The 15974-nt window shown below is 42.0% G+C and carries 19 protein-coding genes; 7 read left to right on the top strand and 12 right to left on the bottom strand.

What is annotated here, in order from left to right:
- Positions 1–124: 124 nt before the first annotated feature.
- Positions 125–406 carry a YlaN family protein gene (locus SC79_RS03140; RefSeq protein ID WP_003221339.1) on the bottom strand — a complete coding sequence of 94 codons (282 nt, stop codon included), beginning with the start codon at positions 404–406 and terminating at the stop codon, positions 125–127.
- Positions 407–503: 97 nt separating this feature from the next.
- Entirely contained in the window at positions 504–1433 is a 930-nt protein-coding gene (gene glsA / locus SC79_RS03135; RefSeq protein ID WP_039073843.1) for a glutaminase A, read from the bottom strand.
- Between the two features lie 102 nt (positions 1434–1535).
- On the opposite strand from glsA, the gene SC79_RS03130 reads away from it, so the two are divergent.
- Positions 1536–2021, top strand: coding sequence for a hypothetical protein (locus tag SC79_RS03130; protein WP_039073842.1), 486 nt, complete (start codon positions 1536–1538; stop codon positions 2019–2021).
- 2 nt (positions 2022–2023) lie between these two features.
- Here the strand turns inward: SC79_RS03130 and SC79_RS03125 are convergent, their stop codons facing one another.
- Entirely contained in the window at positions 2024–3352 is a 1329-nt protein-coding gene (locus tag SC79_RS03125) for a PhoH family protein (protein WP_039073841.1), read from the bottom strand.
- Between the two features lie 154 nt (positions 3353–3506).
- On the opposite strand from SC79_RS03125, the gene SC79_RS03120 reads away from it, so the two are divergent.
- Together SC79_RS03120 and SC79_RS03115 are read left to right on the top strand one after the other, a co-directional pair.
- A complete protein-coding gene (locus tag SC79_RS03120) occupies positions 3507–4124 on the top strand; it encodes a YhcN/YlaJ family sporulation lipoprotein (RefSeq protein WP_039073840.1) in 618 nt (205 codons plus the stop codon).
- A 92-nt stretch (positions 4125–4216) separates the two neighbouring features.
- Positions 4217–4426, top strand: a complete 210-nt coding sequence (locus SC79_RS03115; protein WP_082022514.1) for a YlaI family protein — start codon at positions 4217–4219, stop codon at positions 4424–4426.
- A 54-nt stretch (positions 4427–4480) separates the two neighbouring features.
- Here SC79_RS03115 and SC79_RS03110 read toward each other — a convergent pair whose 3' ends face one another.
- The gene (locus tag SC79_RS03110; RefSeq protein ID WP_039073838.1) at positions 4481–4798 is read right to left on the bottom strand and encodes a YlaH-like family protein; all 318 of its coding nucleotides are present in this window, start codon (positions 4796–4798) and stop codon (positions 4481–4483) included.
- Positions 4799–4854: 56 nt separating this feature from the next.
- Positions 4855–6693, bottom strand: a complete 1839-nt coding sequence (gene typA, locus SC79_RS03105; RefSeq protein ID WP_039073837.1) for a translational GTPase TypA — start codon at positions 6691–6693, stop codon at positions 4855–4857.
- A 112-nt stretch (positions 6694–6805) separates the two neighbouring features.
- Here typA and SC79_RS03100 point away from each other — a divergent pair, with 112 nt between their 5' ends.
- Positions 6806–6994 (top strand): YlaF family protein, encoded by a 189-nt coding sequence (locus tag SC79_RS03100; RefSeq protein ID WP_039073836.1) that lies wholly within the window; start codon positions 6806–6808, stop codon positions 6992–6994.
- 533 nt (positions 6995–7527) lie between these two features.
- On the top strand, positions 7528–8139 hold the full coding sequence (locus SC79_RS03095; protein WP_039073835.1) for a hypothetical protein: 612 nt from the start codon (positions 7528–7530) through the stop codon (positions 8137–8139).
- Between the two features lie 76 nt (positions 8140–8215).
- Here the strand turns inward: SC79_RS03095 and SC79_RS03090 are convergent, their stop codons facing one another.
- Genes SC79_RS03090 through SC79_RS03075 form a run of 4 tightly spaced genes read right to left on the bottom strand, consistent with a single transcriptional unit; the run spans position 8216 to position 11220 of the window.
- Positions 8216–8509, bottom strand: a complete 294-nt coding sequence (locus SC79_RS03090) for an anti-sigma factor family protein (RefSeq protein WP_039073834.1) — start codon at positions 8507–8509, stop codon at positions 8216–8218.
- A complete protein-coding gene (locus tag SC79_RS03085; protein ID WP_039073894.1) occupies positions 8506–9027 on the bottom strand; it encodes a sigma-70 family RNA polymerase sigma factor in 522 nt (173 codons plus the stop codon). The genes SC79_RS03090 and SC79_RS03085 overlap by 4 nt, the downstream gene beginning before the upstream one ends.
- On the bottom strand, positions 9027–9296 hold the full coding sequence (locus SC79_RS03080) for a hypothetical protein (RefSeq protein WP_039073833.1): 270 nt from the start codon (positions 9294–9296) through the stop codon (positions 9027–9029). The genes SC79_RS03085 and SC79_RS03080 overlap by 1 nt, the downstream gene beginning before the upstream one ends.
- Positions 9286–11220: a hypothetical protein gene (locus tag SC79_RS03075; RefSeq protein ID WP_082022513.1), complete on the bottom strand. Its 1935-nt coding sequence runs from the start codon at positions 11218–11220 to the stop codon at positions 9286–9288. The genes SC79_RS03080 and SC79_RS03075 overlap by 11 nt, the downstream gene beginning before the upstream one ends.
- A gap of 287 nt (positions 11221–11507) precedes the next feature.
- On the opposite strand from SC79_RS03075, the gene nprE reads away from it, so the two are divergent.
- Positions 11508–13073 carry a neutral metalloprotease NprE gene (nprE, locus tag SC79_RS03070; protein ID WP_039073832.1) on the top strand — a complete coding sequence of 522 codons (1566 nt, stop codon included), beginning with the start codon at positions 11508–11510 and terminating at the stop codon, positions 13071–13073.
- A 223-nt stretch (positions 13074–13296) separates the two neighbouring features.
- Positions 13297–14211, top strand: coding sequence for a class I SAM-dependent methyltransferase (locus SC79_RS03065; protein ID WP_039073831.1), 915 nt, complete (start codon positions 13297–13299; stop codon positions 14209–14211).
- Positions 14212–14291: 80 nt separating this feature from the next.
- Here the strand turns inward: SC79_RS03065 and SC79_RS03060 are convergent, their stop codons facing one another.
- The 3 genes from SC79_RS03060 to SC79_RS03050 all read right to left on the bottom strand — a co-directional run bounded on the left by SC79_RS03060 (position 14292) and on the right by SC79_RS03050 (position 15870).
- A complete protein-coding gene (locus SC79_RS03060) occupies positions 14292–14720 on the bottom strand; it encodes a GNAT family N-acetyltransferase (RefSeq protein ID WP_082022531.1) in 429 nt (142 codons plus the stop codon).
- 25 nt (positions 14721–14745) lie between these two features.
- On the bottom strand, positions 14746–15543 hold the full coding sequence (gene suhB / locus SC79_RS03055; protein WP_010328442.1) for an inositol-1-monophosphatase: 798 nt from the start codon (positions 15541–15543) through the stop codon (positions 14746–14748).
- Positions 15544–15681: 138 nt separating this feature from the next.
- Positions 15682–15870 (bottom strand): hypothetical protein, encoded by a 189-nt coding sequence (locus SC79_RS03050; RefSeq protein ID WP_039073892.1) that lies wholly within the window; start codon positions 15868–15870, stop codon positions 15682–15684.
- Between the last annotated feature and the right edge of the window lie 104 nt (positions 15871–15974).

Here is a 15974-nt window from a genome sequence, read left to right as displayed (position 1 = left end):
AAACGAGATGAAGAATCTCTATAGGATTCGGAAGAAATGTGTAAAAAGGCCTTCTCCGAGAAAATGAGTGATAATAAGCGGTTATAAAAAAACCCAAACCGTTAATAAGTTTGAGTTTTATCATTTATTTACCTGTAAACGCGTCATGCAATGCAGACAATTCGCGCTCCAATGTGTATAAAAGGTCTTTACCGTCTTTTTCATCAACCAATCCTAGGCGGACAGCAAAATCGATTTCCCTCGAAAGTCCGAACATTTGAGTATCTAATACCTCTTCATATAAAGGACATTGAGGCATCGTTAAGTTATCCATTTGTACTCGGATCAGCTTCAAAATCTTCTCAGCGTCAACTTTTAAGAGTTCAAAAGCTTTTTGCCGATGGTCAACTATCATCTCTGAAGCCAAAAGTATCCCTCCGTTCCCCAGGCGAGTACCTAATTCTTCTATTTATCATAAAGGGTATCAGCAGAAAATGCAAGAGGATTTAAGCAGATGACATAAATTAAAAAATACTCAGTCTGTACATTTCAGACATGATTTCCAAAAGCTTCACACCCGCAATGCTGTTCCCTTTTTCGTCCAACGCCGGGCCAAAAATACCAATCCCGAAATCGTAAGGTGAAATACCCATAATCCCGCCGGATACGCCGCTTTTTGCAGGAATTCCGACCTTGATTGCAAATTCCCCGCTAGCATTATACATTCCGCACGTGACCATAAACGTTTTGCAAATTCTCGCAACATCTTTTGAGATAACCTGCTCTCCAGTCTCAGGATGTCTGCCGTTCAGGGCAAATACAGATCCGATTTTCGCCAAGTCCAAACTGTTCATTTCAATCGCACATTGCTTCGTATATAAATCCATTACCGCTTCTACATCATCTTCAAAAATACCGTACTGTTTCATATAATAACACATTGCCCGATTAATCATCGACGTGCTGTATTCGGATTCAGCCACTTCCCGGCAGTATGTAATCTGTTGGTTGTTTGTCAGCCTTCTGATAAACGCAAGTAAATAATCAAGTCTCTCTTTTACCGTTTTCCCTTTTATCAAGCTGGTCACTACCAATGCCCCGGCATTGATCATAGGGTTTAACGGCTTGCTCGGATTCACTGTTTCCAGCTTGATAATTGAATTAAACGGATCGCCGGTCGGCTCCTGTCCGACATAACTGAAAACCTTATCCTTGCCGTATTCCATTAACACCAAAGCAAGCGAGAGCACCTTCGATATACTTTGAAGCGTAAATGTTTTTTCCACGTCACCCGCTGACAGACAAGTATGATTGGAATAATAAATCGCCACTGACAGATCGTGTTGATCAGCTTTTGCCAAGGCAGGAATATAACTTGCCACCTCTCCCTTGTCCGTCACCTTTTTTGCCTCTTTCACTAAGGTTTCAAGCTCATCATTATGCCGGCATACCATGCAATCACCCTCGCTCCCTGAGCATGTCAATACACATAATTTGTACACAAAGTGACAATTCATGCGAAAACTTTTATAATTTTGGGAGAAGGGGGTTATATCATGAGTGTTATACAAGTAAAAGGCAATGTTACATATCCGATCACCATTGATCCGAGCGTGTGGATTTTTGATGATCGCAAATTTTTGTTTGACAGCAAAGGGGACAACCAAGACATACATTTACAATCAGCCGGGGATGAATCAGATCTTGATCCTGAACGCGTCATCAGAGAGGGCCGGATTACGCCGCCTACATTGCAGACGGAAAAACAATACGAGAAGCAAAAACTAATGAACGGCAGTTTTGCCATGAAACTTGGGACTGTGCTGAAAAATGCTGAGCCTCTCAGCTCCGCGACAGAATGCGTATTTTTCACAAGTTCTGGAAAGACCGCCGTCCCTCTGGAAACCGCACTGAACAGCATTGTCCATTTCAGTGAGGCAGGCAAACCGATTCAAGAAGGCGGCCCAGTTCATATTTATTTTGAAGATCCAGTTGATCACGATCAGCCGATTACCGATATAAAAGAAATTGAAATCATGTAAGCTTACAGCAAGTCGGCGGCAAGCTGGGCGAGACCTGATCTCTCGCCTTTCAACAGCTTCACGCTGCCAGAGATGGGTTGTCCTTTAAAACGTTCAACTACATAGGCTAAACCATTGTTCAGACTGTCTAAATATGGGTGATCAATTTGTTCTGGATCGCCCATTAAGACAATTTTGCTCCCCTCACCGACTCTCGTCAGCAGCGTTTTCACCTCATGCCTGGTCAAATTTTGCGCCTCATCAATAATAATAAATTGGTCTGGAATGCTTCTCCCTCTGATATAAGTCAGCGCCTCCACCTGTATTGAGCCAATACCCGCCAAAATAGCCTCGAGCTCTCCCGGTTTTTTCGCATTAAACAGAAACTCCAAGTTGTCAAAAATCGGCTGCATCCAAGGCTTTAGCTTTTCCTCTTTTTCGCCGGGCAAGTAGCCAATATCCTTGCCAACAGGAACAATCGGCCTCGCGACGACCAGCTTTTTATATATTCCCAAGTCTTCTGTCTGTAACAGTCCCGCAGCCAATGCTAAAAGCGTTTTGCCGGTGCCTGCTTTTCCGATTAAGGTGACAAGCGGAATATCTTCACGCAGCAAAAGCTCTAGTGCCATTGTCTGCTGTACATTTTTCGGCCTGATCCCCCATACATGTTCATCATCAAAAACAAGCCTTTTTAAGACCGTCCCTGTTTTATCCGCCATCCCTACAGCTGAAGAAGATCCTCCCAGCTCATCTTTCATTAATGCGAATTGATTCGGGTAAAATGTGTGCTGTTTCATTTCGTTTACTGAAATTTGATTTTTCCCATAAAAAGAGCCGAACAGCTGCTGGCTAATATATAAATCCTTGTAGCCGCTGTACATTTCGTCATTGTCCACAACCCTGTCATTTAAGAAATCTTCAGCATGCAGCCCGATTGCGTCCGCTTTCACTCTGACCAATACATCCTTGCTGACGAGGATAACCGGCCTTCCAGCTTCTTTCGTCTCTTCCTCGAGGTTTAAGTTTTTCGCTACAGCCAATATACGATTATCATTCGTTTTTTCAATAAAGATTTCTTGCAGCTGGTGAAACGAACGATGATTCAGTTCAATTCTCAGTGTGCCGCCGGTGTCGAGCGGAACGTGCTCATGCAGCCTTCCCTTTTGCCTTAAAGCATCGATCAGCTTAGATACGTGCCTTGCATTCCTCCCAACTTCGTCCATATACCGTTTTTTTGAATCAACCTCTTCTAACACAACAGCAGGGATGACAACCTCATTTTCTTCAAAAGAAAATATCGCGTTAGGATCCTGTAATAACACATTCGTATCTAACACATAAATTTTACTCAAGTCTCAGCCTCCTGATATAAGGGTCAAAGTTCTTCCTGCTCCTCTTACGATGAAAAAGGTGATTGCCTGCTAAAATATATGTTTTTGTGAATAAAGATAGAAGGTTAATTCAACAATAAAATTAATGAATGCATTTCAAGGAGGGAACCCGCAAGTGCGAATTCTTTTCATTATGATACAGCTGACGCTTATCCTGTCCGCATGTGCCTATCAACAAGGAAACCAGGATCAAAATGTTGAAAAAGAATCAACAAAGCAGCAGGAAACCAAACCGATTCACGTAAAGGACACAACTCAGGAGACAAAAGACAATGGGACAAGAACGGACATTGCCAAACATCTTGTCAGCGTTGCTGAAAAAATCCCCGATGTTAAGGATGCAACAGCCGTTGTGCTGGGGGGCTATGCCGTTGTAGGCATTGATGTCGATGATAATTTGGACAGAAGCAAAGTGGAAACCATTAAATACTCTGTGGCACAAGCTCTAAAAAATGATCGACATGGTGCCAACGCAGTGGTTATTGCTGACCCGGATACGGTCAGCCGCCTAAATGAAATGAGCAGAGAAATCAGTGAAGGCCGGCCGGTGACAGGCATATTAGATGAATTGGCTGCAATAGTCGGCCGAGTGCTTCCGGAAGTGCCAAACGATGTGATTGACGATGAAGATGAGCCGCAAACAAAGCAGCAAAATGACCAATTAAACAGAAAGCAACAGCAGGAATTGGAACAGGAGCAAAATGATCAATCTGATCACCATATGAAAAAATAATGATGATTAAGCTATAGCCTTGCGCTTTAGCTTTTTCTTATTTTGGACAGCTTCTGATCCATGCTATAATACATGTTAGTGAAAGAGGTGATATGATGAGGGTCAAATGTTCTATTTGCGATAAAATTGAAACAATTGATGATGATACCCTGATCGCGAAACGGCTTCGAAACCGCCCAATCCATACATATATGTGCCAGGAATGCCACGATCGGATTACCCAAAAAACAGAAGAACGGCTGAAAACGGGAAAATTCACTTTTCACCCGGGACAGCAGAAGAAAGAAAAAATCAAAAAATAAAGCGGCAGCTTTAGCATACAGAACAAAAAAGACTCAGCTGAGAAGCTGAGTCTTTTATGATTTTGCAGACTGTCCCTTTTTTGACTGATATAGCCGAATTTTGTAAATGATTAAAATCAGCGCAGCGACGACCAATCCCTCTGCCACGGGTAAAAACACGCCTAAAAAGGTCAAAACAGTGCAGCCTAAAGCTAGAAAGACATACACCATTGCTGATTTTAATACCGGAAGCCGTTTAGCAAATCCAAGCTTAAATACAATAACAGCCAACACAAAAATCGTGCCGTATAAAAGCCACATGCCTGCCGCAGGCTGCCGGTCTACTTGATATAGAGCAGCAAAGAACGACAGGCGTTCACTTACGTCATTCAAAAAGATTCCCTCCCCTGTATACGTACGGGTTCTATCTTTTCAAATTCTGCAAGAGATTAAGACAATCCTGCTGTTTTTTTCTTTTTAGCCGATTTTTCACGTTCGTTTTTATTGAGGATTTTCTTTCTTAAACGGATGGATTCAGGTGTTACTTCACAGTATTCATCTTCGTTTAAGTACTCTAGAGATTCCTCAAGAGACATGATGCGCGCTTTTTTAATTGTTGTTGTCTGATCCTTTGTCGCGGAGCGGACGTTCGTCTGCTGCTTCATTTTGCTGACGTTAACGACAAGGTCGTTGTCACGGTTATGCTCTCCAACAATCATTCCTTCGTATACTTCAGTACCCGGTTCAACGAAGATGACACCGCGGTCTTCAATCCCTTGAATACCATAAGATGTCGCTTTTCCGTTTTCCATTGATACAAGTACACCTTGACGGCGGCCGCCGACTTGGCCCGCCTGCATCGGCTGATAGCTGTCAAACGTATGGTTGAGAATACCAAAGCCGCGTGTTAATGATAAGAACTCTGTGGAGTATCCGATCAGTCCGCGAGAAGGAACCGTAAAAATAAGACGGACTTGGCCGTTACCATTGTTGATCATGTCAATCATTTCGCCTTTGCGGGCACCCATTGACTCCATGACAGAGCCTGTATGCTCTTCAGGAACATCAATTTGCACACGCTCAACAGGCTCACAGCGTACGCCGTCGATTTCTTTGATGATAACTTCAGGTTTTGAAACTTGAAGCTCATAACCTTCACGGCGCATATTCTCAATTAAAATTGACAAGTGAAGCTCACCGCGTCCGGAAACAACCCAAGCATCTGGAGAAGCTGTCGGCTCAACACGCAAACTCACATCCGTCTGAAGCTGAGAATGAAGACGTTCTTCAATTTTGCGGGCTGTTACATATTTACCTTCACGGCCTGCGAACGGGCTGTTATTCACGACAAATGTCATTTGAAGTGTCGGTTCATCAATGCGAAGCACTGGAAGCGGATCTTGATGGTCTACAGGGCAGACCGTTTCACCTACGTTAATATCTTCCATACCGGAAACCGCAACGAGGTCTCCCGCTTTTGCTTCTTCAATTTCCACCCGCTTTAAGCCTTGGAAACCGAAAATCTTTGTTACACGGAATGATTTAGCCGTTCCGTCAAGCTTCATAAGAGAAACCTGCTGACCGACTTTCATTGTACCGCGGAATACGCGTCCGATTCCGATACGGCCTACATAGTCGTTGTAGTCAAGAAGGGCAACTTGGAATTGAAGCGGCTCCTCTGCATTTTCAACAGGTGCCGGAACATGCTTAATAATGGTTTCATATAAAGATTCCATATTTTCATCCTGCTGTTTCGGATCAAGACTCGCTGTACCATTAATCGCTGAAGCATATACCACTGGGAATTCAAGCTGCTCTTCATTGGCATCAAGCTCAATGAACAAATCAAGAACCTCATCGATCACTTCCTCAGGACGAGCAAAGTCACGGTCAATTTTGTTGACAACAACAACCGGGTTCAGGTTTTGTTCAAGGGCTTTTTTCAGAACAAAACGAGTTTGAGGCATACAGCCTTCATAAGCGTCAACGACAAGAAGTACGCCGTCAACCATTTTCATAATCCGTTCTACCTCTCCCCCAAAGTCTGCGTGTCCAGGGGTATCCAAAATATTGATGCGTGTATCTTTATAGTTAATCGCCGTATTTTTCGCCAAAATTGTAATGCCGCGTTCGCGTTCAAGATCATTAGAGTCCATTGCGCGTTCAGCAACCTGTTCGTTGGCACGGAACGTACCAGCTTGATGTAAAAGCTGATCGACTAGAGTCGTTTTTCCATGGTCAACGTGGGCAATAATCGCGATGTTGCGAAGATCGTTTCGAAGTTTCACTTTTTCATCTCCTAAAAAAATTAGATAACTTTCATATTATACCACACTTCCTCTTTAAAAGCGTCACGTTTTTCAGTAAACTTACTATAAGTCGTAAAAGGGGATGGAAAATATGAAAAAAACGAATTGGCTTTTCCTATTATTTGCATTTGCAGCGGTTTTCAGCATAATGCTGATCGGCGTCTTTATCGCTGAAAAAAGCGCCATAGGCATTGCAGGGAGCATTGTACTCGTTTGCGCCGTTATGGGCGGCGGATTTACAGTAAAAAAGAAAATGCGCGAGCAGGGCTTGCTTGATTAAAAGCATTGCCTGGCCGGAAACATTATAATCAAAAAACACCGCAAAGATAGCGGTGTTTCAGATTGTTGACAAAGTCCTAAAACAGTTTTTGTTTTAGGACTTTGTCATCTTTTCAGCGTAATTGAAAACCCTTGAAGAAGTCTAGGAAGGACGAGTATTGGATAGACTTTCACAGGATGTGATGACGGCGGTGTTTAGGCAGGACGCCTAAGCATTTAGCCGTCGTTCCTTTCGTAACCCGTGAGCACCAACGCGCAGGACTGACAACGAATGCGAGGGTTTGTCGACACGCTGAAACACCTCAAAGATAGCGGTGTTTTTCATTTCACCAAGACTTATCTCCCCTGTTTCTTAGTCAGGAAGATGCAAAACGGCATTTCATACATCGCCAATCGTCTTAAAATGACATATGTCACCAGCAAAAAGTAGTTCGGCAATGATATACATAACATATCTTAAAGCCTATTTTTAATAAACCAGTATATCCCTATAATGGAATTTGTATCACAATTCATAAAAGGGAGAGAAAAAACATGAAGAAACTATTTGTAAAAAAAGCGATGCTAACGACTGCCGCACTATCCTCAGCTGCTCTATTCACGTTCGGCCCTGATGCAGCCAGCGCAAAAACTCTGGCTGATAACACGACTGTCCATGTTCAGCATGAGACAATCACAAACGAAGATCTCAATGCATTCATCGATATATTAAATCAAAGTATATACGAACAAGATGGTGTGTATTTTTTTGACAGCGAAAAAGCTGTTGAGTTAGGAATGACAAATGAAGAGGCTCAAATAATCGCAACATTATGGGAGTCGACATCAGAATTTTTCAGCGTCGTTGCAAAATGTCTGTATATCGAGGACGGAAATTACAAATTTGATACAGAAAAAGCAGTTGAACTTGGCTTCACAGAAAACGAAGCACTCGCTCTTGAACAATTGTTCTCCGCTGCTTCCCTAAAGATTCACATTCTTCAAGCAGCCATTGTATTACAAGACGGTGTATACAGCTATGATAAAGAGGCAGCGGTACAAGCAGGGGCGACACCTTTGCAAGCTGATGCTTATGGAAAACTCTTCAGTGCTCTGTCACAAGAACAGCTTGCCGGAATCTATGATATGATTCATCCTCAAGCTTAATCTAAATAAGCGCTTGCCGGTATTGAAGTGCACCCCTAATTTTAGACACAGTCTAAAATTTGGAGGTGCTTTTTCTTTATATCAGCAGTTTGATGATCAGCATCACGGCAACCGCCGCTCCAAACCAGCAAGCAGCTTTAACGATCAGCAAACCGTAGTACCTCTGTTTAAACCGCAATTCTTCTTCCGGCAGAAAAGCCTCCTCAACGGCTTGTCCACCTTCCCATTCAAAAGGCTCAGCCATCATCTCATACATTTCTCTGCATTTGCTGCATGTCTTTAAATGTTCTTCAATGACGTGTTCCGTTTCACTTTTACAATCACCTTCAAGATACAGAGGGAGCAGGTCTCTTACTAGAAAGCAGGTCATATCCGCTCCTCCTCTCTTCTTTTCGTTATGTTTTTCTTTAGCTCTAATCTTGCCCGGTGCAGTGTGGTTTTCACCTTTGAAAGGCTCCATCCCAATATCTCAGCGATTTCTTCATAAGAAAGCTCTTGAAATTCTCTTAAAATCAGAACGGATTGATACTGATCTTTTAACTGCAGAAGCTCCTGCCTTAGGGTCTCACTTTCTACAGTCCGTGACAGATATTGTTCAGGCTGCTCATAAGTGGCTTGCGTTAATCCTTCATTTTTGCTGATATCAGTAAATTGGTATTTGACATCCCTGCGATACCAATTGACAAAAGTGTGATGGGCAATGGTGTAAAGCCACGTTCTAAAGGAAGAATGCCCCCTAAACGAAGACAAGCCGTTAAGAGCTCTCACAAACGTGTCCTGCGCTAAGTCCTTGGCTGTTTCAAGGTGATGAGTCCTTCTGAATAAGTAATTTAAAATTTCTTGGTAATACTGTCGATACAAGTCCTCAATAGAATCCCTGTGCTTCATTAAAAATAAAACCACACCGTCATCCAAATGGCTAATAAAATGAAACAGATATACATGGAAGACAGGTATACTTTCATATGTCTGATTTGGCTCTCTTCTTCAGCACCCGGGCTTCTCTTTGAACAAGATTCACTTATTAAGCTTTCCGCTTTCTTTTGAAATAACGGCTTATGCTGTTTCATCCATTCCATTGATTCATCCTCTAGCTCTCCTTCTTTATATAGATCATATAAATCTAAAAATACAGACGCTTTTTCTTTATGATTCATAAAGACTTTTCACCTCTTGTGTGTCTCCATCCACCACATAAGCATCATGGCGGTTTGAGCCAAACGGCTGAATAATGATCAGCCATGCATAATGGCGTTCATTTCCACTTCGAACGATGATCGGACGCATGCGTTTTTTGTAAATGACATCCGGATATGCAGAAGCTACTTTTTCATAAGCCAATTTGCCATTACGATACGTATACGGAAATGTCTTATCTGATGTATCACTGTAAGCATAAACGTGTAACAGTCCCTGATCTTCAAAAAACTCGTACATGTTAGATGAATCATGATACACTACCCCATCACTCTGCCTGCTTTTTTTCATTTCTGATACATCAGCATCGAAGACCGATAATATCTGCCGCTGCAGCTGGTTGTTTTTCAGTGAAATATTCTTTTTCATTGGAAGCGAAAGACTATGTAAGCAACCGGATTCACTCTCGAATTCCAAAACAATTCCATCCCTAGTTTCAACGCGCACCAAGTTACCAAGCATGCTGTCGATTTCAATATCTGCGATTTGATAAGTCTGTTTCGGTATTTTTAAATCTGTAAACATTTCATTCACTTTATCATGTATGTCCTGTTCTGTGATATGAACATGCTGAAGAGAATCAAGCTGATAAATCGAAGGGTCTTCGCTAAAGCCCATTAAGGTTTCCTTTTCCCAATAAAATACAGCTCCATCATCATGATCTTTTTTATGAAATTGATTTTTCAGGAATATACGAACGGCTGTCTGGCCGTCTTCCTTAGATACCGTTGTTTCGATATGATCCTTATTTAACACACGTCCGTGCTGCTCAAGGAAAGCGATGGACTTCCGTACGTACTCCTGATCAATCAGCGTTTTCCCATGCGGTTTTTTCAAATACTGATAATTACGTATCAGCTGGGATACTTCATCGACATCTGCCTCATAATTCATGCTTTTAAATGAGTAGAAATAATGCACATCCATGTTTGTACCTCGCAAATACAATGTCTCATCCGCAGGAAAAAACGACTTTAGAATCTGTTCCGCTTTTTCAGATGAAATGTGCTCTCCTACAAAATTGAATGAGTCATGAACATTTGCCGGCTTTGATACAGCGAAAGCAGCAGTTCCTACGTTATAGATCGGATTTAAAAGCAAAACAAAAAACACAATGACAGCCATCGTCAGCCACTTATTCACACGCACATAAACTTTGCCTGACTTTTGAAACAGATGATAGCTCATCAAAAATCCCGCCATTGTCAAATAAATCGAGTATGGCATCACTGCAGCATAATCAATGAAGGTATGCCCAGAAAATGGGACAAGCAGCAAGACAAGCAGTCCGATAATCAGCGTATAAAATAAACCTAGTAAAAACTTATTTGTTCTCCAATACAGCTTGAAAATCAATAGATTCAATACAATAGGAAGAATAATGATGAAAAACAGAAACCCGAATACAATCAGCTCGACCCCATCTGGGTATTCCTTCCAATACGAAAAGAAACTGAATATCATTTGTACGATCGGCAAACTGACAACGGCAAGATCGAACGTATAAAACATGCCTTTTCCACCATGATCACGAGGCATCAGCATATAGTGAAAAGCCGTCAGCAGCACATACCCGTATAACAAAAAATGCAGCATCGGCAGCAGTTCATTTCCGTCCTCTCTAATGTAAGCGCTGATGAAATTTGTTGCTTGCACCTGGTGAATGAGTTCAACAGACACCCCCGTCAGCAACACAATTCGCAAGATAACACCAGACAAGAACATTGTGCGGTACTGGTTTAATTTAGGATGACGCACCAATAGATATAAACCCGCCAAAACTACAATTGACCATTGGATCAGCAAGGTGCTTTGTCTGCTTAATATAAAATAACGTTCAAAATGCAATACATAATGACTGAATACATCCAACACGAACAACAATCCTTTACTTCTTATTAAGGCCTCACTCGGTTAGACAGCCGGCTTATCAAAAAGTTTCAAGAAGAAACAAAAATATCTCATCTTCCTCTTGATATGTAAAAAACATAACGCTAGCAATGAGCCATCACATGACACTCGACTCATCTTGATATTATTCAACAAAAATAAACACAGGACAATTCTATCAATTTTGTCTAGTTATGTTAGTTTTTGTTGAGTATTCCAGAATGCCAGTTTAATATAACAATATAAAGATTATTCTGTATTTTCTAAAAGGGGGATTTATTGTGGGTTTAGGTAAGAAATTGTCTGTTGTTGTCGCTGCATCGTTTATGAGTTTGTCAATCAGTCTTCCAGGTGTTCAGGCTGCTGAAAATCCTCAGCTAAAAGAGAATCAAACACATTTCCTCTCCAAAAACGCAATTGAACAATCAGGGCTATCTGCACCAAATGACAAGGCTGTCAAACAGTTTTTGAAAAAGAACAGCAACATTTTTAAAGGTGACCCTGCCAAAAGGCTGAAGCTTGTTGAAAGCACGACCGACGCCCTTGGATACAAGCACTTTCGTTATGCCCCTGTGGTTAATGGGGTGCCTATTAAAGATTCACAAGTGATCATTCACGTCGATAAATCCGATAATGTCTATGCGGTCAATGGTGAATTACACAATCAATCAGCCGCTAAAACAGAAAACAGACAAAAAGTCTCTTCTGACAAAGCGCTTGCACTCGCTTTCAAAGCCATTGGTAAATCACCAGACGCTGTTTCTAACGGAAAGGCCAAAAACAGCGATAAAGCCGAGTTAAAAGCCGTAGAAACAAAGGACGGCAGCTATCGTCTTGCTTATGACGTGACGATTCGCTACATCGAGCCTGAACCCGCAAATTGGGAAGTCTTAGTTGATGCCGAAACAGGCGACATTTTAAAACAGCAAAATAAAGTAGAGCATGCTGCCGCCACTGGAACCGGAACAACTTTAAAGGGCGCAACTGTTCCTTTAAATATCTCTTATGAAAGCGGAAAATACGTTCTAAGAGATCTTTCAAAACCAACAGGCACGCAAATCATCACATATGACTTGCAAAACAGACAAAGCCGCCTTCCGGGAACGCTTGTCTCAAACACAACGAAAGCATTCACATCTTCATCCCAACGGGCAGCAGTTGACGCCCACTATAACCTTGGTAAAGTATATGATTATTTTTATTCGACATTTAAACGAAACAGCTATGATAATAAAGGCAGCAAGATCGTTTCTTCCGTTCACTACGGCACTAAATACAACAATGCTGCATGGACAGGGGACCAAATGATTTACGGTGACGGCGACGGTTCATTCTTCTCTCCGCTTTCCGGCTCTTTAGATGTGACTGCGCATGAAATGACACATGGTGTTACTCAAGAAACGGCCAACCTGATCTATGAAAATCAGCCAGGGGCATTGAACGAATCTTTCTCTGACGTATTCGGTTACTTTAACGATACAGAAGACTGGGATATCGGTGAAGACATTACGGTTAGCCAGCCGGCTCTCCGCAGCCTGTCCAATCCGACAAAATACGGTCAGCCTGACCATTACGCCGATTACAGAAATCTTCCAAATACAGATGAAGGCGATTATGGCGGCGTACACACAAACAGCGGAATTCCAAATAAAGCCGCTTACAATACCATTACAAAGCTTGGTGTCTCTAAATCACAGCAAATCTATTACCGTGCGTTAACAACGTACCTCACGCCTTCTTCCACGTTCAAAGATGCCAAGGCAGCTCTTATTCAGTCTGCCCGCGACTTGTACGGCTCAACTGATGCCGCAAAAGTTGAAGCGGCCTGGAATGCTGTTGGATTGTAATGTGGGACAAGCCTGAGATCCCTCTGGCTTGTTTCGTTATATGTAACAATATGAATCAACCAAACATCAGGGTTGAGGGGACCTTCCAATTTTGCCAACAAAAAGAGCAATAGATATTGACAAAAAAATTTATTTATGCTATAATTTACTATTAATATATTTGTTTGTATAATAAGATTCTCCTGGCCAGGGGAATCTTATTTTTTTATGGGAGGATCATTTTATGAAGAAAAATGAGTCCAGCTTAACGTCTTTGATTTCAGCTTATGCCCGTGCGTATCACAGCCGATATGACACATCTCTCATTTTTGATGATTTTATCGCAAAAGATCTCATTAACGAAGAAGAGTTTACCAGCATTAGCAAGAATATGATTCAAGGAATATCGTTTTTCAACAAAGAGATCGCCGATCGTCTGCAACATGATCCAGAAGAGATATTAAAGTGGGTTACACAAGTACAGCTTTCCCCGACGCCCTTAGCACGTGCTTCGTATTGCGAAAAAGTCTTGCACAACGAATTAATGCTGGGAGCAAAGCAATATGTCATTCTTGGCGCCGGATTGGATACTTTCTGTTTTCGGCATCCTGAATTAGAAAACACGTTACAAGTTTTCGAAGTTGATCATCCGGCCACACAGCAATTCAAAAAGAGTAAGCTGAAGGAGGCTAAGCTGACCATCCCTGATTTTCTTCACTATGTTCCTATGGATTTTACCAAAACGTTTTCCTATCAGCCTCTTATAAATGAAGGATTTGAAAACATAAAAACATTCTTTAGCCTTCTGGGAGTCTCTTATTATATAACAAAAGAAGAAAATGCAAGCCTGATTACACAATTATTTTCTCATGTCCCCTCAGGGAGTTCTATCGTTTTTGATTATGCCGATGAAACACTTTTTACTGCAAAAGGGAAGTCAAATCGAGTTGAACATATGGTGAAGATGGCTGCTGCAAGCGGAGAACCAATGACATCATGTTTTACTTATCAAGAAATGGAACAAATGTTAGAGTCAGCAGGTTTACTGATCTATGAACATCTAACACCCGACGACATTCATGACCTTTTCTTTGGCAATCGAACAGACGATTTATCGGCGTTTGAAACGATTCATTATATTCATGCGGTGAAAAAATAATGTTTCTTCTATCATAGATTCGCCTTTCATTTTCGGGAGGCTTTTTATGGTTAACAGCTTACAAAAATAAGCTGCCGTTATCATACGGCAGCTTCCGCTAAAGGCTTCACCAAGATCATAAATGATTTGCCTTTCTCATCTTTTTCCGTTTTCAGCTGTTCAAACCCGCATTGGCTCAAAAACAAGATCCATTCACTGCGGTCAATGGGAACTGCCGCAAACATCGCTTTGTGTCGGGCCTTGAGCGATGTGCTGATCCGTTCAACGATCATGCCCGCATGCCCCTTTTTTTCTTCAGCCGGGTCTACCAGCACCGTTCCCAGCCATGGTTTTCCGTTAGAAGGCGCCCACTCGAGATGATAGCTGAGGGCAACAGGCTGGCCGTCTTTTTCCCATACAAGCCAAGAGCCGTTGTACATGGAGTAGGAGATCATATAGCTTTCAGCATCTTTCTCCCCAAACTCCTCATCTCTCCAGACAGGATGAGCCTCTGCGAGCGCCTCTAACAAGCTGAGGTCGTCCTGTTCAAATAACCTACTTTCCAGCACGAAGGTACTCCTCAAATATTGTTTTATGTATAGCAGGATTTCCGGCCAGAACACCGTGATTTTCTAAAAAGGTAAACGGCTCACCCTCAATGGTAGAATAAATGCCTCCTACTTCATTTAACAGTACACAGCCGGCCGCATAATCCCATGGCGCAAGCCGCATTGTGATGTAAGCATCTATTCTGCCGGCCGCGACATTCGCCAGCTCTAAAGCAGCAGAGCCGTAGGAGCGTGTGCCTCTGACTCTTTTCACAAGGGGCGCTAACACACTCGGATCAATTCTTCTGTTTTCTGTTATCCATGTCGCGTTAATGCCAAGAATGGCTTCTTCAATGACGGTTTCTTTTAAAGGCGCCAGCTTCGTTTCGTTCATATAAGCTCCTCTGCCGCTAAATGCGTGATAAAGCTCATCATGCACCACATCATAAATTAATCCGATTTTCCCTTCTCCATTTTCAAATATCCCGATTGAAATCGCAAAGTTTCTTTGCTGGTGAACAAAATTCATCGTCCCATCAATCGGATCGATTATCCAGACAACTCCTTCCAGTGAGTGAAGTTTGTCTCCTTGCCCTTCTTCGCCGAGTATGCGGTGCCCCGGGAACGTTTCTTGAATGCGATCAATGAAAAATTTTTCCGTTTCTTTGTCAATATTGGTGACTAAATCATTCGGATTTGATTTCGTTTCAATCGTCAGGTTTTTATGCATGGATTGTTTTATTCTCGCGCCTGCTTCCCTTACCCATTTTTTTGCAATCTCATCAATTTCCGTCCAATTTGCCATTCGTATGTGCCCTCTCTTCTATGTAGACCTTTTATTTTATAGGATACTGATAACGGCGGTGAAAAAGCAAGGAAAATGAAAAATATCCCTTCTCATGTAAAAACGAACCATTCACGCGGTTCGTTTTCACTATCGCTTTTACCCGTTAAGACGAATCCATTCTTTTCTGAGTCGCTCAAGTTTGTTTTTGCTTTGTTCAATCTGTTCTTCATTTTCTTTTTGCATTGCTTCATACAGGGTTGCCAATTCATAATCAACCTCTAGTCTCCAGACAGCTACACGATTGTCTTTCTCTTCCTTAAATCCCTCTTTCACAACTTGCCTCATTGTCTTTCGCCCCTTCCAGAGATCATTTGTTTGTAAAAAAGCATCCCATTTTGCCATTCAACAATGATTACTTCTTATATCGTATGATCCTTCTATTTACGTGT

The sequence above is a fragment of the Bacillus sp. MSP13 genome (genome assembly GCF_000815295.1).
In the GTDB taxonomy this organism is placed as follows: domain Bacteria; phylum Bacillota; class Bacilli; order Bacillales; family Bacillaceae; genus Bacillus; species Bacillus vallismortis.
This window is presented reverse-complemented; position numbering and strand designations above follow the sequence as displayed.